Here is a 24,394-nt window from a genome sequence, read left to right as displayed (position 1 = left end):
TTTATCAGATTTGGAGCGATTAATTGAGTTTTTTCTCTATCTCTTCCAGTTCATCTTTGAACAGCGCATCTTCGGTTACGAGTTTGGAGATTTTCTCATGCGCGTGAATGACTGTCGTATGGTCCCGGCCGCCGAAAACCTCTCCGATTTTAGGCAGGGAGTTATCCGTCAGTTCACGGGATAAGTACATGGCGACGTGCCTTGGAAATGCGATTGATTTCGTCCGCTTTTTCGATGCGAATTCTTCAATCTGCACGCCGTAGTACGAAGCAACGATTTCCTGGATGTCCTGAATGGTTATTTTTTTCGGTTTCTTCTGTGAAACGATATCTTTCAGCGCTTCGGCCACCGTATCGGAAGTCATCGGCTGGTTGGACAGCTTGGAATATGCTGCAACCCGTGTCAGTGCCCCTTCAAGTTCACGAATGTTCGTCTGAATGTTGCTTGCAATATAGATCATGGCTTCATTCGGAATCTCAACATTTTCCTCTTCACATTTCTTCCTTAAGATTGCGATTCTCGTTTCCAGGTCCGGCGGCGTGATATCCGTAATCAGGCCCCATTCGAAACGCGAGCGCAGACGATCCTCGAGCGTCGGGATCTCTTTAGGTGTGCGGTCGCTGGAGATGACAATCTGCTTATTGTCTTCATGCAGCGCATTGAACGTATGGAAAAACTCTTCCTGCGTCGATTCCTTACCTGCTAAAAATTGAATATCATCAATCAGCAAAACATCTGCATTGCGGTATTTATTACGGAATTCCTCGGTTTTATTATCACGGATGGAGTTGATGAATTCATTGGTGAATTTTTCACTTGATAAGTAGGTCACTTTAGCATTCGGTTTATGTTCAAGAACATAATGGCCGATCGCATGCATTAAATGAGTTTTCCCGAGACCGACACCGCCGTAAATAAAGAGCGGATTGTAAGCTTTTGCCGGCGCTTCAGCCACTGCGAGTGAAGCGGCATGGCTGAAGCGGTTGCCGCTGCCGATAACAAATGTTTCGAAAGTATTGTTCATATTCAATTGTGCGGGCACGTGCGTCTGCGGGAAAGCATCTTTAACTTCACTCTCGGGTGCAGGCTTTTCATTATCCTGGACCTCATCATGAATCGTAATTTGGATGGCCGGCTGTTCGCCGATGGACTCATATATCTTTTTTTGGATCAGGTCACTGTAATGGTTTTCCAGCCAGTCACGCTGGAATTCGGTTTCTGCTTTGATGACTGCGACTTTATTATCCAGATGGATCATCGTCGTGTCATTGAACCACGTTTTGAAACTGGTAATCGGTATTTCTGATTGGATCGCATCTAAAGTTTTTTGCCAAATATCATTAATCGAACTCATAAATATCCTCTCTCTTCACAAAAATCACATGCTGTGGATAAAGTTTACCACAGCACTGAATAAACTATCCACAAGTTACACACAGTCTGTGGATAACTGCATAGCCAATACTGTTTTTCCACAGAGATACATTCAAATTCTAAAGTATTTAACATTAAAAAACAATGATTGTTACGCAATTCTTTAAAAGTTATACACAGAACTCACAATTATCCACAATTTTTGAATTAACAGCTGTGAATAATCAGGAAAAGAGATGAATTAACATGTGAATAACGTATTTTCGCACAAAAGTTATCCACAGTTTCTTAATAATCCACATTTTTTGCTATAAAAACATTACAAATTTTATTGAAATCAGTTGGTGATTCTGTTATCCTTTAATAGTTGCAATCACAGAGAAGAAAATGAATGTAAGTAATTCAATGGTCTACGGAGGTGTTTAAATATGACAAAACGTACTTACCAACCAAATAAACGTAAACACAGCAAAGTGCACGGATTTCGTAAAAGAATGAGCACACCTAATGGCCGCAAGATTCTAGCGCGCCGTAGAAGAAGAGGAAGAAAAGTACTTTCTGCATAATAATTCGAGATCATCTATGAATAGGTGATCTTTTTTTGTGGTTTAAAGTAGATAATTTTAGATTAGTGTAAATTTTGTTATAATAATATATCATACTGTGAAAGAGCGTAATAATGATGAAAAAGCGATTTAGGATAAAAAAAGAGCAGGATTTCAAGCTTGTTTTCAAAAAAGGAAAATCATATGCCAACAGGCAGTTTGTAGTTTATTTGAGTGACCATCCCGATATTACACATTTAAGGCTGGGCGTCAGTGTATCCAAACGGCTGGGCAACGCAGTGATGCGCAATAAGATCAAACGCCGCATCAGAGCATTTTTTCAGCAGCATAAAGACAGTTTAAAACCGCATGAATATATTGTAATAGCGAGAAACCCGGTCAGCAGCATGGATTATCATCAGATTGAAAAGTCATTATTACACGTGTTAAAAATAGCAAAATGTATAAAATAACGCGGAGGTACTTTAAATGTACAAAAATTACAAAGCAGAAACTGTAGATCAGGCAATTGCACTCGGACTCGAAGAGCTGAAAGTAGCAGAAGAAGATATTAAAATTGATGTTATTGAAGGCGGCTCTAAAGGCTTTTTAGGGCTGGGCAAAAAAGATGCAGAAGTAACGCTCACTGTTATTAATCCGGAATTGAAAAGTTATGACACAATCGATGCATTAATCAACCGCGATCACCCGGGCGAGGAAAAATCGATGGTCGATGAAGTACTTGAAGAAAGAAATGCAGAAGAAGAAACAGAAGAACCAAAAGAAGAAACAGAGACACATAACGACACTGAAACGATAGATGAAACAAAGACACAGGAAGCGGCACCTGCAGAAGAAGCAGCGGTCACAACAGAAAAACCGGCTGCAGCAAAAGAGCCGGTTGAAGACACAAGTGGGAAGCCGGAAGACGAATTTACATTTGACGCGGCAATTTCCGAAACGGCGGATTATCTCCATAACGTCATTGAAGGTATGAATATTGATAATACTGTCACTTATGAAGTGGATAATAATACGGGACACATCGAACTCGAATCCGGACTTGCAGCCAAACTGATCGGCAAGCGCGGCCAGACTTTGAATGCACTTCAGGAAATCGGCCAGAACTATTTGAATACCATATACAGAAGTTACGGTGTCATCGTACTGGATATAGAAAATTATCGTGAAAAACGCCGTCAGACACTTGAAAATCTGGCGGTAAATATGTCGAAAAAAGCACTAAGGACGGAACAGCCGGTAAAACTTGAGCCGATGCCTTCATTTGAGAGAAAAATCATGCATAATGTGTTAAGTGATTTGGAAAATATCAGTACACATTCTAAAGGGAACGAGCCGAACCGTTATCTCGTCATTGAAAAGAAATAAAGGAGTTATACCATCATGCAATTAGAAACAATTTCCAGTATCTCCACTCCAGTCGGAGAAGGGGCAATTGCCATTGTGCGATTATCCGGTATTGATGCTTTAGAGATTGCAGGTAAGTTATATCGTGGCAAAAAAACGCTCGATGAAGTGGATACCCACACGATTAACTACGGGCATATCATTGATCCGGATACAGATGAAGTAGTAGAAGAAGTGATGGCGGCTGTGATGCGTGCACCGAAGACTTATACACGTGAAGATATTGTAGAAATTAATTGTCATGGTGGAATCAACACTATCAATCGAATTTTGCAATTGACTTTAAAACACGGCGCACGCATGGCAGAGCCGGGGGAATTTACAAAACGCGCATTTTTAAACGGACGCATAGACCTGTCACAGGCAGAAGGCGTCATGGATTTCATCCGTTCGAAAACGGATGAAGCATCCAAAGTCGCAAGCGGCCAGATGCAGGGGCGTCTGAAAGTATATATAGAAAGTTTAAGACAGAGCATCCTGAATATTCTCGCACAGGTCGAGGTCAACATCGATTATCCGGAATATGATGATGTTGAAGAAGCGACGACGGAACTTTTATTGGAAGAAGCAGAAAAAGTAAAAACAGAAATAGAAAAACTACTCAAGTCGAGCCGCCAGGGCCGGATTATGCGGGAAGGTTTAAGCACCGTAATCGTCGGTAAACCGAATGTGGGTAAAAGTTCGCTGCTCAACTACCTGATTCAGGATAATAAAGCGATCGTCACCGAAGTCGCGGGAACGACCCGCGATATTTTAGAGGAATATGTCAACGTCAACGGCATACCGCTGAAACTGGTGGATACTGCCGGCATCCGGGATACGGATGATATCGTTGAGAAGATCGGTGTGGAAAGAAGCCGTCAGGCGCTGACCGAGGCGGAACTGATTTTGTATGTGCTCAGCAATAATGAGCCGCTGACATCAGAAGATATGGAACTTCTGGATTCAGTCAGAGATGAGAACGTTATTGTGATCATCAACAAACTGGATCTCGACAGTGAGCTGGATGTTGCGGAACTTGAAAACCGGTACGATTTCCCGATCGTCAAAACATCGATTACGGAAGGCAAAGGTGTCGATGATCTGGAAGACAGAATCGCCGAGCTGTTTTTCGGCGGCCAGGTTTCAAGCGCCGACTCGACGTACCTTTCAAACAACCGCCATATCAGCTTATTGGAACAGTCAAACAGTGCAATCAGCGATGCGATCGAATCCGCACATATGGATGTACCGATCGATATCGTACAGATCGATTTAGTGAAAACATGGGAACTGCTCGGTGAAGTCATCGGGGAAGATGTGAGCGAACAGCTCATCGATCAGCTGTTCAGCCAGTTCTGTCTAGGAAAATAATAATAGGAGGAAAATTATGAACGCACAAAATTATGATGTTGTTGTCATCGGTGCCGGGCATGCAGGTGTCGAAGCGGGACTTGCTGCAAGCCGTAAAGGGTTGAAAACACTGATGCTGACAATCAATCTGGATAATATCGCATTCATGCCGTGCAACCCGTCAGTCGGCGGCCCCGCCAAAGGTATCGTCGTCCGCGAAGTGGACGCACTCGGCGGTGAAATGGCCAAAGTGACGGATAAAACACATATCCAGATGCGTATGTTGAACACAGGTAAAGGCCCTGCGGTCCGTGCACTTCGTGCACAGTCGGATAAAGTGCTTTACCAGCAGGAAATGAAGAGCATATTGGAACAGGAAGAAAACCTGGATATATTACAGGGCATGGTGGATGAACTGATCATTGAAGATAACGAAGTCAAAGGTGTCAAAACGAATATCGGTGTCGTCTATAATGCGAAATCAGTCATTATAACGACCGGCACATTTTTACGCGGTGAAATCGTACTCGGCCCGCTGAAATATTCAAGCGGCCCGAACCATCAGATGCCGTCGATCGCTTTAGCCGATCAGATCAGAGATCTCGGCTTTGATATCGTCAGATTCAAGACGGGTACACCGCCGCGTGTCAACTCGGATTCCATCGACTATTCAAAAACTGAAATACAGCCGGGTGATGATGTTCCGCGTGCCTTCAGTTACGAAACGACTGATTTTATAATGGATCAGCTGCCTTGCTGGCTGACATATACTTCAAATCACACACATGAAATCATCAATGAAAACCTTCATCTGTCCCCGATGTATTCGGGTATGAAGATGGGTACGGGTCCAAGATACTGCCCGTCAATCGAAGATAAAATTGTACGTTTCAACGATAAGCCGCGCCATCAGATTTTCCTTGAACCGGAAGGACGCGGCACGAAAGAAGTCTATGTACAGGGTCTGTCAACAAGCCTGCCGGAAGATGTCCAGCGTGAAATGCTGTCATCAATACCGGGGCTTGAAAACGCACGTATGATGCGTGCGGGCTATGCGATCGAATATGACGCACTGGATCCGACACAGCTTTGGCCGACACTTGAAACCAAAAAGATCGAGAATTTATTTACCGCTGGCCAGATCAATGGTACGAGCGGTTATGAAGAAGCGGCAGGACAGGGTATCGTCGCAGGAATTAACGCTGCAAATAAAATACTCGGTATGGAGCCGCTGATCTTAAGCCGCGCAGATGCATATATCGGTGTACTGATCGACGACCTGATCACAAAAGGAACGAATGAACCGTACCGACTGCTGACGTCCCGAGCCGAGCACCGCCTGTTGCTCCGACATGACAATGCGGATATGAGACTGACGGATATCGGTTACGAAAACGGCCTGATCTCTGAAGAGCGCTATGACAGATTCAACCGGAAGAGAGACAACGTCAATGTTGAAATCGACCGTCTGTCAAAAATACGCATCAAGCCGAATGAACATACTCAAAGCGTCATCAAAGAACGCGGCGGCACACCATTGAAAGATGGTATACTTGCGCTTGATCTTCTCAGACGTCCGGAGATGGACTACATGTCCATTCTTGAAATTCTGGATGAAGAAGTACAGCTTTCCAAGCTTGAATATGAGCAGATTGAAATACAGACGAAATACGATGGCTATATTAAAAAATCATTGATCCAAGTGGATAAGATGAGACGCATGGAGAAAAAGAAAATACCTGAAGACATCGATTACGATGCGATTCATTCACTCGCAACAGAAGCACGCGATAAACTGAAGAAAGTGAAACCTCTGGATATCGCCCAGGCTTCAAGGATTTCAGGTGTTAATCCGGCGGATATCTCAATACTCCTTGTTTATATTGAACAGGGCAATGTGAAAAGAGTAGAAGCATGAACCCACAACAATTCATAGACGCACTTAAAGGACATGGCATAGAACTGACCGAAGAACAGATCAGCCAGTTCGACAAGTACTACGAGATGCTGATTCACTGGAATGAAAAAATTAACCTGACAGCGGTCACGGACAAAGAAGAAGTTTATTTGAAGCATTTTTATGATTCATTGACACCGTTATTTTATAAGGACATTCCTGAAGGGACGCGTCTGTGCGATGTCGGTGCGGGCGCAGGATTTCCGAGTATTCCTATGAAGATTGTCAGACCGGATATTAAAGTGACGATTGTTGATTCGCTGAATAAACGGATCAACTTCCTGAATGAACTGACAGCGGAACTGTCGCTCGGCGATATGCACCTCGTGCATGACCGGGCAGAGAATTTCGGGCGCCACACGGCAAGGCACATGTTTGATATGGTGACAGCGAGGGCTGTTGCTAATTTGAACACTTTACTGGAACTGTGTCTGCCGCTCGTCCGTACAGACGGGAAGTTCATCGTCCTGAAAGGCAAAAGAGGTCTTGAGGAACTTGAAGACAGCACGTTTGCACTCGATCTTCTCGGCGGAAAAATACTGGAAACACATCAGTTCACTTTGCCCGAAGAAGACAGTGAGCGTTATATACTGGAAATTGAAAAAGTGCATAAAACACCAAAGAAATATCCGAGAAAGCCGGGCACACCAAACAAATCACCATTAAAATAAACTGAGAGGACGGTGGAACATTGAAAAAACCATTTTCAAAATTATTCAATCTGATAGATAAAAGCAGTGAGGCCAAGCCGGATACGGAGAGCCTTCAGAAGCTGCCGCTTGAAAATATTGTTCCCAACCGTTATCAGCCAAGAACCGTGTTCAATCATGAACGGATACGTGAACTTGGTGATTCCATTCAGGAACACGGTCTGCTTCAGCCGATCACCGTCCGTCCGATAGAAGAAGGCATGTATGAAATCATCGCCGGAGAAAGACGTTTCCGGGCGATGAAGCTTTTAAACTTTGAAGAGACTGAAGCGCTGGTGCGTTATTTGACGGACCAGGAAACCGCAGCGGTGGCATTGATAGAAAATATTCAGCGTGAAAATCTGTCCAGCATCGAAGAGGCGCGTGCATACCAGAAGCTGCTTGAAATGGAAGACATCACACAGAAGGATCTTGCTCTGAATCTTGGTAAATCCCAGTCTTTCATTGCGAACAAACTGAGGCTTTTGAAGCTTTCAGACAGCGTCATCGAGGCGCTGGGTTCAGGTGAAATCACCGAAAGGCATGCAAGAAGTTTATTGAGTCTGGAAGATAGTGACCAGGGCGAAGTACTGACGGATATCAAGGATAAAAAACTGACGGTCAAAGATACGGAGCAGCTCGTCAAAAAGTGTTCCGATAAAAGTACCGAGCAGATAAACTTCAACAATGAAGTTTCGTTTGTCGTCAATGATCTGACGAGCCAGGTGGAAAAGCTTAAAGGCAAAGGACATTCGCTCGCTTTTAACAGTACAGATAATGAGGACTATGTCGAAGTATCGATAAAGATCTATAAATAATGCACTCAACTACCGTTGGGTGCTTTCATATTTTGTGTTACTTTTGTCAATCTGATTGATATAATATATTTATGTGATTTTTAAGTAAGGAGCGAATCTTCATGAAGACTTTTGCCATTGCCAACCAAAAAGGCGGCGTAGGAAAAACGACAACCGCAGTGAATTTGAGTGCTTCCTTAACGGAGTACGGGAAAAAGGTGCTGCTGGTCGATATCGATCCGCAGGGGAATGCGACGAGCGGACTCGGAATCGAAAAGAGTGATTTGGAAAAATCGATATATGACATACTGATTGATGATGAAAATATCAATGATGTGGTCCATGAAACATCCAATATGAACCTGGATATCATCCCGGCGAATATTTCACTTGCCGGCGCCGAAATCGAGCTGGTTTCCGCGATGAGCAGGGAACTCAGATTAAAGAAGGCATTTGAGAAATTATCCAAAAGCTATGATTACTGCATTATCGACTGTCCGCCGTCACTCAGCCTGCTGACGATCAATGCATTTACCGCAGCAGACGGCATACTCATCCCCGTGCAGGCTGAATATTATGCACTGGAGGGACTGAGCCAGCTGATCAATACGATCGATCTCGTAAAACGCCATCTGAATACCGGTCTCGTCATTGAAGGTGTGCTGCTTACAATGCTCGATGCCCGCACGAACCTCGGTTCTCAAGTTTCAGAAGAAGTGAGAGCCCATTTCAAAGACCAGGTGTATGATACGGTGATTTTGAGAAACATCCGATTGGGTGAGGCGCCGAGTTACGGTCAGCCGATCACCGTCTACGATCCGAAATCACAGGGGGCCGAAAACTATTCGAAGCTGGCCAAAGAGGTGATTGCACGTGACAAGTAATAAAAAACGTCTCGGCAAAGGTCTGGATGCCTTGTTCAATACAAGTGTCGAAGAAGAATCGGTGACCGACGTCAGTCTGTCGGAAATCCGTAAAAATCCATATCAGCCAAGAGTGGAATTCAATCCTGAGAAACTGGAGGAACTAGCGGACTCCATCGGCACACATGGTGTACTGCAGCCGATCATTTTAAGAAAATCGGTCAAAGGATATGATATCGTTGTCGGAGAAAGACGTTTCCGTGCCTCGAAAATTGCCGGCAGAAAAACGATTCCGGCAATCGTCAAAGAGCTGTCGGACGATGATATGATGGAACTTGCCATCATCGAGAACCTTCAGCGCGAGGATCTGAATCCGCTGGAAGAAGCGATGAGCTACAGGCAGCTGATGGAAAAACGGGAACTGACACAGTCAGAAGTGGCTGAAAGACTCGGTAAGTCAAGACCGTACATCGCAAATATGCTGCGCATACTCAATCTGCCGAATGCAGTTAAAAAACTGATCAATGAAAAGAAATTGTCCGGTGCACACGGGCGCACGCTGCTCAGTCTGAAAGACCCGATTGCACAGGAAGAAGCGGCAAAGAAAGCTGTGTCTGAAAGTATGAGCGTACGTGCACTCGAACAATATGTGAGAAGTATGCGGTTGCCGAAAAAGAAGGCACCGAAGGAAAAACCGAACTTCCTGCTTAAACATGAAGGTAATTTAAAAGAGAGATTCGGCACAGCCGTAGAAATAAAAAAGACCCGTAATAAAGGGCTGATTTCATTCGAATTTAAAAATGAAGAAGAATTCAACCGATTGATGAAATTATTTGAAGAATCATAGGAGGCTTAAAATTGGGTTTATCGAACTTATTCAATACTGGAAACGACGTGGAAGAAACTTTGGGGCTCATAGAGAGCCTTGTTGCTGAACTGAAAGATCCGGATTTATGGATCGGTATAGGAACAGATGTATTATTCGCGGTAGCTTTAATCATTGTAGCGGGAATTATCGTTAAAGTATTGAACCGCATCATTGAAAATTATTTTACGTTCAAATCAAAGGCAGAGTTGAAAGGTAAAAATCCAAAACCGGGCAATGCCAAGCGTAATAAAACACTGATCAATGTACTGCAGAATGCAGTGAGCATCTTCATCTGGTTCGTCGTGTTCGTCATGGTGCTGGAAACATTTGGCGTCCCTGTTGCGACATTACTTGCCGGTGCCGGTGTCGTTGGTCTGGCCATCGGTTTCGGTGCACAAAGCATAGTCAAAGACATGTTGACCGGGTTCTTTATTTTACTGGAAAACCAGTTTGATACTGGTGATTTTGTACGGATCAATACATCCGGCACGACAGTTGCAGAAGGTGAAGTCCTTTCCATGGGACTGCGTATTTCAAAAATCCAGGGGTATGAAGGCGAATTGTTCATCATCCCGAATGGTACAATCAATGAAGTAATCAACTTTTCCAAATACAATTCAATCTCATTCCTTGATATCAATCTGTCACTGACAGAAGATCTGGACCATGTGGAGGATCTGTTGAACAGTTATGCTGAAACAGCGATGGATGCGGATGATTCACTTGTCGAGAAACCGCAGGTTCTGGGGCTTAACGATATCGTGAACGGTGAAGCAATCATGAGAGTGATGCTGATTACACAACCGATGGAACATTTCGGTGCGACAAGACGCAACAGAAAAGCAATCAAGAATCACCTTGCTGAAAACGGCGTATATATTTCCGTCCCGTCAATGGATATTCAGGATTTTGACGAATCAGTGAGAAAAGGTGAAGAATGATGAAAAAAGAATATGATTTAAATGATATAGTTGAAATGAAAAAACAGCATCCATGCGGCAGCAGTAATTTCCAGATCACCCGCATGGGGGCGGATATTAAAATAAAATGTACCGAATGCGCACGCACGATTATGATGGCGCGACGGGATTTTGAAAAGCGCATGAAGCGCATCGTAAAAAAATCTAATGGTAATTAAAGGAGAAATAACATGGCTTTAACAGCAGGAATTGTTGGCTTACCAAACGTCGGTAAATCCACTTTATTTAATGCAATCACAAAAGCAGGTGCAGTTGCTGCAAACTATCCGTTCGCAACGATTGACCCGAACGTCGGCATCGTTGAAGTGCCTGACGAGCGTCTGAACAAACTGACAGAACTGGTCGAACCTAAAAAGACCATCCCGACAGCGTTCGAGTTCACGGATATCGCGGGTATTGTAAAAGGTGCTTCAAAAGGTGAAGGGCTGGGGAATAAATTCCTTGCAAACATCCGTGAAGTGGATGCAATTACGCAGGTCGTCCGTGCGTTCGATGATGACAACGTAACGCACGTTTCAGGCAATGTGAATCCGATTGAAGATATTGAAGTCATTAATATGGAATTGATTCTGGCAGACCTTGAAAGTGTTGAAAAGCGACTGCCGAGAGTGGAAAAGATGACAAAACAGAAAGATAAGGAAGCGATGGCGGAATATGCCGTTTTGACACGCATCAAAGAAGGACTGGAAGAAGGCCTGCCGGTCCGTGCACTTGAATTTTCAAAAGAAGAGCAGGACGCAGTGAAACACTTCCACATGCTGACTGGAAAACCGATGTTATATGTGGCCAATGTAGCAGAAGATGATTTGATGGATCTGTCTGCGAATGAACATCTGACAGCAATCAAGGAATATGCTGAAAATGAAGGGTCCGAAGTCATTGTCATTTCTGCAAAAGTTGAAGAAGAGATCGCTGCACTGGATGACGATGAAACGGAAATGTTTTTGGAAGAGCTCGGTCTTGAAGAGTCCGGCCTCGATAAGCTGATACGTGCCTCGTACAATCTGCTCGGCCTTGCCACATACTTCACTGCAGGCGTTCAGGAAGTCCGTGCGTGGACATTTAAAAAAGGTATGACTGCCCCTGAATGCGCGGGCATCATCCATACCGATTTCCAAAAAGGATTCATCCGTGCAGAGACCGTGGCCTACGACGACCTTGTTGCAGCAGGCAGCGAACTGAAGGCGAAAGAAGCGGGCAAAGTCCGCCTTGAAGGTAAAGAATATATCATGAAAGACGGCGACGTTGTCCATTTCAGATTTAATGTATAGGTTGATTATAAGAGTGCCATCCGGTTTCCCCGGGTGGCATATTTTATGCCAAATTGTTTTGGATTTCGACACGAAGTCCGTGAATTTTGGCTTTTCGTGCCGATTTGGCTTGGGTTTCGACACGAAGTCCGTGAAATTTGGCGTTTCGTGCGGTTTTGATCGGAGTTTCGGCACAAAGTCCGTAAATTTTGGCGTTTCGTGCGGTTTTGATCGTGATTTTGACACAATCTTACTGAAATCTGACGTTTCGTGTCACGACATATGACACACCCTGCTCCCCCAAGAAATTTAAAATAAAAACCACTTTAAATTATTGTAATAACTCCACTTTGCTGATATAATAATTGATTGTGAGTAATGAAAATTATTCCTTGTTAATAACGATTTGTTATTAGCCGCGAAAGACCATAAGGAGGTGCAGAAGATGAGAGCATATGAAATTTTATATGTAATCCGCCCAAACATTGATGAGGAAGAAAAAACAGCTTTAGTAGAGCGTTTTGATAACCTTTTAACTACAAACGGTGCGGAAATCGTCGAATCAAAAGAGTGGGGTAAACGTCGTTTAGCTTATGAAATCAATGATTTCACAGATGGATATTATCAAATCATCAAAGTTAATGATGATGGCACAGCTACTCAAGAATTCGAGCGTCTTGCTAAGATCAACAATGATATCATTCGTCATATCATTGTCCGTGATGAGCAGGCAGAAGAAAAAGCAAGCAAATAATTTAGTCAAATAATGACATGGAGTTGATTGCATGATAAACCGTGTTGTATTGGTCGGTCGCCTGACGCGTGACCCGGAACTTAGAGTCAGTCAGAACAATATATCTGTTACAACTTTCAACCTGGCAGTCAATCGTCCTTTTACAGGACAAAATGGTGAACGTGGTGCGGATTTTATAAACTGTGTTACTTTCCGTAAACAGGCGGAAAACGTTAACCAGTATGTACAAAAAGGCAGTCTTGTAGGTATTGATGGCAGAATTCAGACCAGAAACTATGAGAATAAAGATGGCCAGAGAGTTTACGTGACCGAGGTTGTATGTGACAGTGTTCAGTTTTTAGAGCCAAAAGGACAACAAGGTAGTAATCAATCTCAAAATAATTATAACTCAGCAGATAATTATGCAAATGCGTACGGTGGAGGCGCTGGCAACCAGTCAACTGGCTCCAGACCTGCTCAATCATCACCTAAACAGGATAGAACTGAGGAAAATCCATTCGCAAACGCAGATGGCCCGGTAGATATCAGTGATGATGACTTACCGTTTTAAGATTTAACCATAATTAATCAAAGTATAGAAATAATTTCGTATTACGTGTGTGAACTGTGTGTGTAATCAAATAAGCATCCAATGTGTGTGGATGTTTAATATAAAATGTGTGTAAAGCGTCTGTGACTCGGTCACAGGCGCTTTTTTATGTTTTTATTTCCCAGATGTTTTATGTTAGTGTAATCTTAAATAAAAGATATGGTATTCAATCCGGCTGATCAGTCATGAGCCGGGGCCGGGAGGAGAATTTCAAATGAAAAGAATGATGTGTAAAGGTAAGCTGCACCGCGCGACAGTAACGGAGGCTGACCTGGATTATGTAGGCAGTATTACGATCGATGCGAAACTGATGAAAGAGGCAAATATCCACCCATACGAAATGGTTCAGATTACAAATTTGAGTAATGCGGCAAGGTGGAAGACGTATGCTTTGCCTGCTGAAGCTGGCGGCGGAAAGATCTGTCTGAACGGCCCGCCTGCCCACCTGTTCTCAAAAGGTGATCTTGTGATAATTTTGAGCATGGCAGAAATGTCCGAAGAAGAGATTCAGGACTTGAAACCGAAAGTCGTTTTCATGGATGAGAACAATCAGATCACAAACATTGAAGAACACGATGTAGCGCAGATGATTGCAGATGTTCAAAATGTGGAATAATTGATGATGAAAGGCGGTTCACGATGATGTGCCGTCTTTTTTATGAACATGACAGATTAGAATAAAAATAAAAACCGGTTCCATTGTAAAATGGAGTAACAAATCTAAGGGGTGAATCATTTTGTCATATCAAAAAATCGTACCGCATTTATGGTTTGATACAGAAGCTATGGAGGCAGCAGAATTTTACGCAGATTTATTTCCAGATTCCAAAGTGCTCTATTCGGATGTTTTTGAAGGAACACCTTCCGGCGATGCCGAACAGGTTGACTTTGAAGTGATGGGATACCGTTTTATGGGTATCAGTGCGGGCCCTTACGCCACTAAAAATCCATCCATCTCATTTATGCTCGTTTTCACCAAAGATGAACAGAATGAATTTAAGAAAATATGGGAAACGCTTGCCGGAGAAGGCAGGGCCGTGATGCCGTTTCAGAAATATGATTTCAGTGAACTGTACGGCTGGGTCGAAGATAAGTATGGCACTTCGTGGCAGCTGTACCAGACGGAAGAAGCTGCAGAAGAAATTGATAACAGAGTCATACCCGCTCTGATGTTCATCAATGACAACCTCGGAAAAGCGGAAGAAGCAATGAATTTCTATATTGATATTTTCAAGGATTCAAAAGTGGACGGTGTTTATTATTACCCGGGAAATATGGAACCGAATTTAACGACGCATATCGCCCAGGGACAGTTTGAACTGGAAAATCAATGTTTTGCACTGATGGATTCCGCGATGAATCATGAATTCAACTTCAGCGAGGGTGTTTCGCTGATGGTCAAATGTGAAGATCAGGCTGAAATTGATTATTACTGGGATAAACTTTCACATGTACCGGAAGCTGAAGAGTGCGGCTGGCTGAAAGATAAATACGGTGTATCGTGGCAGATAATACCTAAGATGATGGATGACATGGTTGAAAAAGGGACACCCGAACAGCTGAAACGGGTGACCGAAGCATTCTTAAAGATGAAAAAGTTTGATGTTGCTGAATTGGAAGCGGCCTATGAAGGGTCGTGAAACCGGCTCTATTCAGAAGAAACCCTGCAGGGTTTCTTTTTTTATATTCATTTTTCATGTAAATCATGTTTTTGACATGCGATTAAGGATAGCGGATGACTGTATATCCATTTAAGGAGGAATGCACATAATATGCTGAAAATAAATGAAAGTGATTATCAGAATGTGGTCTACATGGAAGTTGACGGCGGAATTACAAAAGAGGATATGGAAAAGGCAGACGCCTTTTTAAACGATCATTACGGTGACAGTGATGAAATCAATGCACTGGTCTATTTGAAAAAGCTCGATGATGTGGATGCCGGTGCTGTGATGAAAGGCATGTTCATCGATGCGAAGCATTGGAATCAGTATGGGAAAATTGCGCTTGTCGCGGATGATGAAGTGCTGAAGAAAAGTGCGTCACTGGCTGATATCCTGCCGGGCATAAATGTAAAACAGTTTAACAAACCGGATATTGATGCCGGCTGGAGCTGGGTCAAAGAGTAGCTCCGGTGTATTTGAACAATCATATCAGGTAAAGGAATGAATGTAATGGATGTAGTGACAGAGTATCTTCATATGGCTTCAAAACTGATCGTCGGCCTGATTGGTGTCATCATCGTCATCAGACTGCTGGGTAAAAAAGAGATGGCCCAGGTGACGCTGCTTGACTTTGTTTATGCACTGGTGCTCGGCGGTGTTATCAAGGATGCGATGTATGACCCGACGGTGACAATTCCGAATATGATTTTTGTTCTCGCCATCTGGAGTGTGCTGATCTATCTTTTCGAAAAAGTCACACAGAAGTCAGGCGCTATCCGGCATGTGGTCAAAGGCAAACCGGTAACGCTCATTAAAGAGGGAAAACTGCTCTATCATAAAATGGAGAATCTCAACCTGGAAATAGAAGAGCTCGGTCAGCTGCTCAGAGTGGAAGGTATATTTTCTCTCAGGGAAGTCAACTATGTAATGTTTGAAAACAGCGGTCAGCTCACTGTACTTAAAAAACAGTCGGAGCAGAATCAGCCGCTCGATACACCTTCTTACACACTGATCGGTGACGGCAAAGTCATCGGTTATCAGCTGGAGGAACTGGATAGGGACAAAAACTGGCTGGAAAGTGCTTTAGCCGGCATTGGCAAACAGATTGGCGATATTTATTATGCAGAATGGAACTATGAAAAAGGCTGGCATATTCAGGATTACGACGGCAGGATGTATGATTTTGATGAATAGAATTTTTATGAAGGCCCGAAAAAAACCGGGTCTTTTTTTACCTAAGTGATGGTATAGAAAGCCGTACTGTGGTTAAATTAAACTAAGAAAAATACATATATATTTAAGGTGAATGCAATGAAACATATTATAGAGGGAAAGTTCATTTGTCTGTTGTTTGCGGCAGTGGTACTCACAGCATGCAATTCTGAACCGGAGGCAGAGCCTGAAGAATCGGAAACATCTGAAGTGACAGAGGAACCGGATGTAGACGGGGAAAACTCTGAGGAAGAGGAAGATTCTGCAGAAACGACACCTGAAAATGAAGAGGCCGAGTCACATAAATATGAGATTGTAACTGAGGAGGAAGTGTTTGATGAAAGCAGCATTGAAGCGCTGGTAAACAGGCAGTACCTGCTGAGTGAAGATTATGTACCGGATGATCTGGTGCGTGTCGAAGTACCGCTCATATTCCCGGACCATCCGGAAATCAACCAGCTCCGGGCGCCGGCAGCTGAGGCACTGAAAGAAATGTTCGATTCGGCAGAGGAAGAAGACATCTATTTACATGCAAGGTCCGGCTACCGTTCATACGGTACACAGGAGATACAATACGGCAGTTTTGTTGAAACGCACGGTGAGGAGGCGGCGAGCCGCTTCAGCGCACCTCCGGGGGCCAGTGAACATCAGACCGGTCTCGCAATGGATGTGACGAGTGAAAGTGTCGGTTATGAACTGCTGGAATCTTTCGGTGAAACGGCTGAAGGCGGGTGGGTAAAAAACAATGCTCACGTCTACGGATTCATCATCCGCTATCATGAAGGCAAGGAAGATATTACCGGCTACATGTATGAACCTTGGCACTTGAGATATGTCGGTAAAGAGCTGGCTCATGATATAAAAGAAAGCGGTCTGACTTATGAAGAATATATTTTGGAGAGTGGGATAGACATTGAAGAGAACCGAGCGGAATAAAAACAATTCAATCTTATTTAAAATACTGGTTCCTGTATTGTTGCTCATTATTGTCATCGGTGCGGCATACGGCACTTTCACTTTTTTAAGCGATGACAATGAACAGGGTGAAGAATCGGAAAGTGGTGAAAATACTGAAGATGCAACCGAAGGTGATTCGGAAAGTGACGGTTCGGAAGATGACGAATCGGAAGAGAATGGCGAAGCAGCAACAGAACCTGAAACGACGGAGATTTCAATCTCGACAGTCGGTGATATCATGGCGCACGATGAGCAGTATTGGGGAGCCTACGTCGAAGAGACGGATTCATACGATTTTAAACCGGTCTTCGAGCACGTGAAGCCATATCTTGAAGAAGCGGACCTTGCGATCGGCAACTTCGAGACGACAGTTGCGGGAGAAGACCGGGGGTATGCAGGCTTTCCACTGTTCAATACACCGGATGAAATTGTAGAAGATGTGGATTATGCGGGGTTTGATGCATTGGTGACTTCGAACAACCACAGCCTGGATATGGGCGCCGAGGGCGTCGAACGGACGGTCCGGATGATTGAGGGGGCAGGTATGGATGTTATCGGTACATATGAGGAAGCACCGGAGGAGCGCCATGTCATTAAGGATGTCAACGGTGTCAAAGTGGCGTTGCTGGCATTTACTGAAAGCATGAATGGTATGGGAGAACCGTATACCGACGAAGAAATATACAATATGATCGATGTCATGTCTGAAGAGAATTTGACGGAGGCTATCGATGCGGCTAAAGAGGACGATCCGGACATCATTCTCACATACATGCACTGGGGCCCTGAATATGTAGAGGAGCCGGGTGACAGCCAGAAACATTACGCACAGTTTTTAGCGGATCAGGGCGTGGACCTCATCATCGGTTCACACCCGCACGTGCTTCAGCGCGGGGAAAGTATTGAATCCAGCGATGGTGAACATGAAGCATTCGTCGCTTATTCATTGGGGAATTTCGTCTCCAACCAGCGGCTTGAAACAATCGGTGAGGACTTCCAGCCGAATGAAGACGGTGTGATCATGAACTTCGACATTGAAAAGGATACGGCGTCCGGCGAAACGACAGTGGCAGACATACATTACACACCGACATGGGTGTACCGCCACAGTGAAACCGGCGAGCGGCCGTTTGACTACGAGATACTTCCTGTTGAGGATTTCCAGGATGACGAAAACCTGCCGGACAGTATATTGGAACGTCTCGACCGCTCACTTGAACGTACAGATTCAAGATTGAATATGGAATAATAAAATCTGAATGAACGGACGATTTGTTGACGCTCTTTGTCAATGATCTGTTCGTTTATTCTTTTTAAATCATGGAATTGCAGGTGTAAAGATGAAAAAATGGATAGGAATAAGTATCAGTGTGTTAGCTCTATTAGGCATTGCAGTATTTGTATTGTTCAACTTTACAAATGTTTTTCAGGCGGGTGAAGATGAATCACTCAATAATTATGTTTCACAGTATGAATCCGGGGAATACGCAGAGATTTATGAAAGTTTAAGCGAAGAGACGCAGGCGGAATACAGTGCTGAAGATGTCACGGAGCGCTATGAAAATCTATATGAAGATCTCGGTGTGGAATCACGGGAAATCAGCAATCTTGAACTGAATGAGGAAAGTTCCACCGACTTCCATAAAATTTATGAAGGTGACTGGTCACTCGCTACAGGCTATGGTGAACTGAACCGTGATATTGAACTCAGTCTGCTCTATGATGAAGATGAAAATGACTGGCATTTGGAGTGGACCCCTGACATGATCATCCCGGGGCTTGGCAGTCATGTTCTGGACTTTAATTTTACTAACGGAGAACGCGGCGAAATTCAGGATCAGTCGGGTGAACCGCTGGCATTCAACGGGCATAAGGAAGTGGTCGGATTTGTTGCGGGCGAAGTGGATGAAGATGACTTGACCGCCCTAAGCGATGAACTTGGAATCAGCGAAGAATCACTGGAGAGCACTTTCAATCAGGACTGGATCGGTGAAGGGATGTTTGTACCTGTAAAGGAAACCCATCGTTTTTCCGAAGAGGACAAATCGGACTTTGAAGAGCATAATCTGCAGGTCCGCGAGCAGCCTGCCCGTGAATATGTCCTCGATGAAGCGGCATTCCACCTCCTCGGCTATGTCGGCGGCGTGAATGCGGAAGAACTTGAAGCATCCGATTATTTGAGTGAGGGTGACATGACCGGTAAGCGTGGTCTGGAACAGTTATACGATGAGCGTCTGCAGCCGAAAAGCGGTTATGAAATCGCGATTACGGATAACAATGGCAATGTCGTCGAAACGTTATTCAGCGAAGAGGCGAAGGACGGCTCGGATATCGTCCTGACGATAGACAGCGAACTGCAGGAGATCATCTACAGCGAGATGGAAGAAGATTCTGGCTCAAGCGTGGCACTGGATCCTGACAATGGAGATATGCTTGCTACGGTCAGCTATCCGAGCCCGAGCCCGTACGATTTCATGTTCGGCATCAGCCAGAATGACCTGGAAGAACTCCAGAATGATGATGAAAATCCACTGGTCGGTAAATTCAACCGGACGACTTCACCGGGTTCGACACAGAAGATCCTGTCCGCGCTGGTGGCACTGAACACCGATGGTTTTGAACGTGATGCCACCCGTGAAATTACAGGAAAAAGCTGGCAGAAGGACGATTCATGGGGCGGCTACAACGTCAACCGCTATCATGTGGAAGATGGTGAATTCGACCTCGACCGTGCCATTACAAGTTCCGACAACATCTACTTTGCACAGACCATGCTGGAACTTGGCGGCGAACGGTTCACTGAAGGCATGCAGGCGCTCGGTATCGGCGAAGAGTATGATACCGACTATCCGATATACACGAGCCAGGTTGCAAATGAAGAACCGATTGAAAATGAAGTGCTCCTTGCCGACAGTGCATACGGCCAGGGCGAGCTGCTGATTTCACCGATACAGATCACTTCGATCTATGCAGGTGTGATAAACGGCGGTGATATTTACGTACCGCACATACTCGCAGACTCGGAAGATGAAGTCCAGGTGGGGAATATCGCAGGCGAGGATGACCTGGACTATCTTGAAAGTGCAATGAGAAGTGTAGTCACCGACTATCATGCAGACGACATGGAGAGGGATTATGCATCTTTTGCAGGCAAGACCGGCACCAGTGAGAATAAAATGTCCCAGGACACCCGCGGTTCTGAAACGGGATGGTTCATCGGCTATGACCAGGATTCTAAAGATATGGTTTTGAGTCTCTATGCCGACGATGTGGAAGACCGTGGCATGAGTGAATACTCGGCACAGAAATTTGCAGACATCCAGGATGCATACAGAGCCGGGGAAGAATAAAATTATTTAAAAACGTTTATCCCTTATATATACGGGGTAAGCGTTTTTTCATCCGTAAAACCGCGCCAACTCGGTTTACTATCCAATTTTACTATGCTAAGCTTTTTATAATTATCTGAATAATTTCGCTCGACGTTCAAGTAATTTTTTCATAAAAAATTCTGACGGGAAGGAGATTTTCAATATGGACGCATTTCCAATATCAGGGTGGCTGATTTTAATATTGCCGCCTATACTTTTCATCGGTTCAGTCGTCATCTGGTATATCCGGGAAGTTAAAATGGAAAAATTGGAAAACGAACTTTTTTATAAACAAAAAAGAAATGAGGAGGTCTAACCAATGGGTGGTACTGGTATATTATTAATCGTAATCCTTTATCTCGTATTTCTGTTGGGCCTCGGTATGTGGTCTGCCAGACTGAGCAGCAAGGGTTCTTCCGAGTACTTTTTAGGAGGAAGGAATCTTGGACCATGGGTTTTATCCATGAGTGAAAAAGCATCGGAATCAAGTGGTTTTATGACGGTCGGTCTGCCTGGTGAGGCATACTCGACAGGTATGAGTGCAGCATGGAACGCAGTATCAAGTGTGTTCTCAATCTTCAACTGGCTGTTCTTCGCAAAGAGAATACGCCGTTTATCAGAGCTGCAAAATTCAATTACAGTGCCGGACTTTCTGTCCGCACGTTTCAAAGATGACACACATGTGATGAGATGGGTATCCATCGTTGTCATGACAGTCTTCATGACTGTATACGTTACGGCTCAGTTCGTGGCATTCGGTGTTTTATTTGAAGTCGTACTCGGGGTCAGCTTTTCAACGGGTGTCATCGTCGGCGGTATCGTTACGATCATCTATACGTTGATGGGCGGTTTCCTAGCGGTGTCCCTGACCGACTTTATACAAGGTTTACTTATGGCATTTGCATTTTTCGTACTGCCGATTCTCGGTATTATAGAAATTGGCGGTTTCACGGAAATGGGCTACCAGCTGTCAGACATGATGGGCGAGGAATTCCTGGCACCATTCTTTGGTAACTCTGCACTGACTGTTGCCGGCCTGATTGCGATCATCAGTTACTTATTCATCGGAATCGGATTCAACGGTTCCCCGCACGTTTTAGTGCGTTATATGGCACTTAGAAATACGCGTGATGTAAAACGTATTGCACTGATCGGTATCGTCTGGATGATGATTGCATACTACGGTGCTGTACTGATCGGTATGTCCGGTCTTGCATTATTTCCGGGCATTGATAATCCGGAACATATTTTCCCGACAATGACTGTTGAACTGTTGCCTTGGTGGCTTGCAGGTATCATTGTGTCGGCAGCATTGTCAGCAATGATGTCATCCATCGACTCCATGCTTTTAATCGCATCTTCAACAATTGCTGAAGATATGTGGAATAAAATTTTCAATAAAGGTGAACTCAGAGAAGATAAGACGATTCTCATCTCACGTGTTGCAACGGCTGTACTCGGTGCGTTCGCAATCACCATCGCTCTGAATCCGCTGGATTCGGTCTTCTGGCTTGCAGTATTTGCTTGGGCGGGTCTTGCGACATGTTTCGGACCGCCGATGATCCTTTCAATTTTCTGGAAGGGTGTGACTAAAATCGGCGCGATCACAGGTATGATCGTCGGACCGGTTGTTACTGTAGTATGGTACTTCTGGCCGCCGGTTGATATTTATGAAGGCGGACCGGCATTTATTGCAGCATTGGTTGCAATCGTAGTGGTCAGCCTGTTCACAAGACCGCCTGAAGACGATGACTTTGATCAATTATGGGATGATTTCACCGAGAAGAACGAACTTGGCAGATTCACATTCCTGCCTTCGGATGAACATGTCATTGAAAATCTGAAAGCGAGCAATCTGGACAATAAGACTGAAAAAGAGATCATCATGGACCTGGTTGACCGCGAGTATAAATCGGCGGGTACATTCAGACTGACAAGATCGAGCGAAGCGAATGGATAAAGGGATGAAAGTATATGGATGACGTTCAGAACAAACAGGTCTCCATCATAAATACACCAATGGATTTAAACGATAGAGAGCTGGTCGGTTATCCGTATTTGATCGTCTTATGCAAAGTGACGATGCCGCGGATATTGATGAAGCCGAGAACGGCATGGACGGTCATTACGGTGGATCTTGTAAAAGGTGTGCCGCTCCGTTCAAATATGTTCCCTGAAACGAATGAGATCGATATTGATGCATCAGCATTGGTGCCGCCGGTACTGACCTCGGAAGAAGCTGTCAATAAGGCACGTAAACTGGTGATCAGGTGGGTGATGCATAAATTTCATGCATTCAGAAACCCGGAAATAGAAATTGTACAGCAGCAGGAAGTATACAAAGCATTTTTCTTCTCGCAGATAGACGGTAAGGAAATATTGGTGGACTCTGTCAAAGGTCTGACAGGGGAAGACTTATAATCTATATGAAAGCAGGGATACAGTGTTTGATTTCAAATCAAGAAGATCACTCGTCATGGACAAATTGCGGGAACAGGACGATGCAGTAGCGATTATTACAAATCCAGATTATGTTTATTATCTGACGGGCTACCACGGTGCGCTTGGTATAGAATGGGGCAGGCCGAATATATTTGTCCAGACAGTGGATGGTGACTCTGTACTGATTGTGCCGGTCATGGAAGAGGAAATGGCAAACAGGCAGACAGATGTGACGAAAGTGGTGCCGTGGACGGACGGTATTGATGAAGAATGGCGTCCTCCGTTGCAGGGATACCTTGATAAGTACAAAGATTACAAAGTCAGTGTAGACTATATGTGGATTCCAAGAATGATCTGGGATTTCATCGGAGATGTGATTCCGAAAGATCGTATTTCAGATATCGGCGGGGAAATTGACAAACTGAGAAGTGTTAAAGACCCTCAGGAAATTCAAATTGCAAGACATGCCGGAGAAGTGGCCGTCGAAATGCTGAAAGGTGCGATGGATGTCGCTGCACCGGGCGTTTATGAATATGAAGTGGAACTCGCTTCCAAAGAAGCGGGCACACGTCACGCTGCGAAACTTATGGAAGAACATTATAAGGACTGGCAGGTGTTCAACTACCCCGGCATCGGAAACAAGCAGGTCATGGCTTCCGGCCCGGATATTACGATGTGCCACCACAGAAGCAGTATGAACAAACTCATCGAAGGTGAGCCATTATTCATCTGCCACTGCGGTACTGCGGAGTTCAAGAACTTCTTTGTCGGCTTCGACCGTATTTTATTTGTCGGAGACATGAATGACAAAGTGGCTGAAATGCTTAACGTTGCAGAAGAAGCACAGAAAGCTGCATTGTCGCAGATTAAGCCGGGAGCAATGGCTGAAGACGTATTCAAAGCATATGCAGAAGTGATTGAAGAAAATGGCTATCCGATTCCATTCAGAGCAGGCCGTTCAATCGGATTCTCATACAATGCGTACCCTGCGCTTGAAAAGGGCAGCAAGGCAGTACTCGAAGAAGGCATGACCTTCGCCGTCGACGGCGGCGCCGACTCAGATGACTACCGCACCCAGGTCGGCGACAGCATACTGGTAACAAAAGACGGCTTCGAATATTTAACGCCGTTTACCAAGGACCATAACGAGCTGATCGTAGGAAAATAAAGGTTGGTCAAGCCTTTGGAGAAGCGTGCCGGCTGTTGGAAACGTAAGCTTCTGTCAGAATTAGTGAGAGCTTACGAAGAATCTCTGCTGGAACCTGACAGATTTGGCTGCAATCACAATTCTATCCGGATTCCTACTCGGAAATCGGACAGGT

At 44.5% G+C, this 24,394-nt stretch carries 26 protein-coding genes; 25 read left to right on the top strand and 1 reads right to left on the bottom strand.

Translation table 11 applies throughout. From position 1 onward, the window contains the following. Nucleotides 1-19: 19 nt before the first annotated feature. Nucleotides 20-1,354: a chromosomal replication initiator protein DnaA gene (dnaA, locus tag BLR15_RS06755; RefSeq protein WP_092985931.1), complete on the bottom strand. Its 1,335-nt coding sequence runs from the start codon at nucleotides 1,352-1,354 to the stop codon at nucleotides 20-22. A gap of 448 nt (nucleotides 1,355-1,802) precedes the next feature. Between dnaA and rpmH the strand changes: the two genes are divergently transcribed. The 25 genes from rpmH to BLR15_RS06635 all read left to right on the top strand — a co-directional run bounded on the left by rpmH (nucleotide 1,803) and on the right by BLR15_RS06635 (nucleotide 24,240). After that, a complete protein-coding gene (gene rpmH, locus BLR15_RS06750; protein ID WP_082238368.1) occupies nucleotides 1,803-1,940 on the top strand; it encodes a 50S ribosomal protein L34 in 138 nt (45 codons plus the stop codon). 116 nt (nucleotides 1,941-2,056) lie between these two features. Next, nucleotides 2,057-2,392, top strand: a complete 336-nt coding sequence (gene rnpA, locus BLR15_RS06745) for a ribonuclease P protein component (RefSeq protein WP_176754079.1) — start codon at nucleotides 2,057-2,059, stop codon at nucleotides 2,390-2,392. A gap of 16 nt (nucleotides 2,393-2,408) precedes the next feature. Next, complete coding sequence (gene jag, locus BLR15_RS06740) at nucleotides 2,409-3,308, top strand: RNA-binding cell elongation regulator Jag/EloR (RefSeq protein ID WP_092985929.1); 900 nt, start codon at nucleotides 2,409-2,411, stop codon at nucleotides 3,306-3,308. A gap of 15 nt (nucleotides 3,309-3,323) precedes the next feature. Then, complete coding sequence (gene mnmE / locus BLR15_RS06735) at nucleotides 3,324-4,700, top strand: tRNA uridine-5-carboxymethylaminomethyl(34) synthesis GTPase MnmE (protein ID WP_052255233.1); 1,377 nt, start codon at nucleotides 3,324-3,326, stop codon at nucleotides 4,698-4,700. Between the two features lie 16 nt (nucleotides 4,701-4,716). Continuing rightward, the gene (gene mnmG, locus BLR15_RS06730; RefSeq protein WP_052255232.1) at nucleotides 4,717-6,597 is read left to right on the top strand and encodes a tRNA uridine-5-carboxymethylaminomethyl(34) synthesis enzyme MnmG; all 1,881 of its coding nucleotides are present in this window, start codon (nucleotides 4,717-4,719) and stop codon (nucleotides 6,595-6,597) included. Next, complete coding sequence (gene rsmG / locus BLR15_RS06725) at nucleotides 6,594-7,307, top strand: 16S rRNA (guanine(527)-N(7))-methyltransferase RsmG (RefSeq protein WP_052255231.1); 714 nt, start codon at nucleotides 6,594-6,596, stop codon at nucleotides 7,305-7,307. The genes mnmG and rsmG overlap by 4 nt, the downstream gene beginning before the upstream one ends. Before the next feature lie 20 nt (nucleotides 7,308-7,327). Beyond that, a complete protein-coding gene (locus BLR15_RS06720; protein WP_052255230.1) occupies nucleotides 7,328-8,143 on the top strand; it encodes a ParB/RepB/Spo0J family partition protein in 816 nt (271 codons plus the stop codon). A gap of 101 nt (nucleotides 8,144-8,244) precedes the next feature. Next, entirely contained in the window at nucleotides 8,245-9,006 is a 762-nt protein-coding gene (locus tag BLR15_RS06715; protein ID WP_052255229.1) for a ParA family protein, read from the top strand. A 22-nt stretch (nucleotides 9,007-9,028) separates the two neighbouring features. After that, complete coding sequence (locus BLR15_RS06710; protein ID WP_052255783.1) at nucleotides 9,029-9,832, top strand: ParB/RepB/Spo0J family partition protein; 804 nt, start codon at nucleotides 9,029-9,031, stop codon at nucleotides 9,830-9,832. Nucleotides 9,833-9,843: 11 nt separating this feature from the next. Next, nucleotides 9,844-10,794 carry a mechanosensitive ion channel family protein gene (locus BLR15_RS06705; protein ID WP_052255228.1) on the top strand — a complete coding sequence of 317 codons (951 nt, stop codon included), beginning with the start codon at nucleotides 9,844-9,846 and terminating at the stop codon, nucleotides 10,792-10,794. Then, nucleotides 10,794-10,991: a DUF951 domain-containing protein gene (locus BLR15_RS06700; protein ID WP_052255227.1), complete on the top strand. Its 198-nt coding sequence runs from the start codon at nucleotides 10,794-10,796 to the stop codon at nucleotides 10,989-10,991. Before BLR15_RS06705 ends, BLR15_RS06700 begins: the two co-directional genes overlap by 1 nt. A 12-nt stretch (nucleotides 10,992-11,003) precedes the next feature. Then, a complete protein-coding gene (gene ychF, locus BLR15_RS06695; protein WP_092985925.1) occupies nucleotides 11,004-12,104 on the top strand; it encodes a redox-regulated ATPase YchF in 1,101 nt (366 codons plus the stop codon). Nucleotides 12,105-12,528: 424 nt separating this feature from the next. Then, complete coding sequence (gene rpsF, locus BLR15_RS06690; protein ID WP_092985923.1) at nucleotides 12,529-12,837, top strand: 30S ribosomal protein S6; 309 nt, start codon at nucleotides 12,529-12,531, stop codon at nucleotides 12,835-12,837. 31 nt (nucleotides 12,838-12,868) lie between these two features. Then, on the top strand, nucleotides 12,869-13,387 hold the full coding sequence (ssb, locus tag BLR15_RS06685) for a single-stranded DNA-binding protein (protein WP_092985921.1): 519 nt from the start codon (nucleotides 12,869-12,871) through the stop codon (nucleotides 13,385-13,387). A 253-nt stretch (nucleotides 13,388-13,640) separates the two neighbouring features. Then, nucleotides 13,641-14,042, top strand: a complete 402-nt coding sequence (panD, locus tag BLR15_RS06680) for an aspartate 1-decarboxylase (RefSeq protein ID WP_092985919.1) — start codon at nucleotides 13,641-13,643, stop codon at nucleotides 14,040-14,042. A 121-nt stretch (nucleotides 14,043-14,163) separates the two neighbouring features. Continuing rightward, entirely contained in the window at nucleotides 14,164-15,066 is a 903-nt protein-coding gene (locus BLR15_RS06675; protein WP_092985917.1) for a VOC family protein, read from the top strand. Nucleotides 15,067-15,198: 132 nt separating this feature from the next. Continuing rightward, entirely contained in the window at nucleotides 15,199-15,555 is a 357-nt protein-coding gene (locus tag BLR15_RS06670) for a SpoIIAA family protein (protein WP_092985915.1), read from the top strand. Nucleotides 15,556-15,600: 45 nt separating this feature from the next. After that, nucleotides 15,601-16,284: a DUF421 domain-containing protein gene (locus BLR15_RS06665; protein WP_176754078.1), complete on the top strand. Its 684-nt coding sequence runs from the start codon at nucleotides 15,601-15,603 to the stop codon at nucleotides 16,282-16,284. 117 nt (nucleotides 16,285-16,401) lie between these two features. Next, a complete protein-coding gene (locus BLR15_RS06660; protein WP_092985911.1) occupies nucleotides 16,402-17,238 on the top strand; it encodes a M15 family metallopeptidase in 837 nt (278 codons plus the stop codon). Beyond that, entirely contained in the window at nucleotides 17,216-18,508 is a 1,293-nt protein-coding gene (locus BLR15_RS06655; protein ID WP_092985909.1) for a CapA family protein, read from the top strand. Before BLR15_RS06660 ends, BLR15_RS06655 begins: the two co-directional genes overlap by 23 nt. A 91-nt stretch (nucleotides 18,509-18,599) precedes the next feature. Then, the gene (locus tag BLR15_RS06650) at nucleotides 18,600-20,609 is read left to right on the top strand and encodes a penicillin-binding transpeptidase domain-containing protein (protein ID WP_092985907.1); all 2,010 of its coding nucleotides are present in this window, start codon (nucleotides 18,600-18,602) and stop codon (nucleotides 20,607-20,609) included. Nucleotides 20,610-20,793: 184 nt separating this feature from the next. Next, the gene (locus BLR15_RS14005) at nucleotides 20,794-20,946 is read left to right on the top strand and encodes a hypothetical protein (protein ID WP_176754077.1); all 153 of its coding nucleotides are present in this window, start codon (nucleotides 20,794-20,796) and stop codon (nucleotides 20,944-20,946) included. Between the two features lie 3 nt (nucleotides 20,947-20,949). Next, on the top strand, nucleotides 20,950-22,590 hold the full coding sequence (locus BLR15_RS06645; RefSeq protein WP_092985905.1) for a sodium/proline symporter: 1,641 nt from the start codon (nucleotides 20,950-20,952) through the stop codon (nucleotides 22,588-22,590). Nucleotides 22,591-22,604: 14 nt separating this feature from the next. Further along, nucleotides 22,605-23,051, top strand: a complete 447-nt coding sequence (locus BLR15_RS06640; RefSeq protein ID WP_092985903.1) for a hypothetical protein — start codon at nucleotides 22,605-22,607, stop codon at nucleotides 23,049-23,051. A 22-nt stretch (nucleotides 23,052-23,073) separates the two neighbouring features. Further along, nucleotides 23,074-24,240, top strand: coding sequence for a M24 family metallopeptidase (locus tag BLR15_RS06635; protein ID WP_092985901.1), 1,167 nt, complete (start codon nucleotides 23,074-23,076; stop codon nucleotides 24,238-24,240). Nucleotides 24,241-24,394 lie beyond the last annotated feature (154 nt).

Origin of the sequence: Lacicoccus qingdaonensis (assembly GCF_900101075.1) — a bacterium.
Classification (GTDB): domain Bacteria; phylum Bacillota; class Bacilli; order Staphylococcales; family Salinicoccaceae; genus Lacicoccus; species Lacicoccus qingdaonensis.
This window is presented reverse-complemented; position numbering and strand designations above follow the sequence as displayed.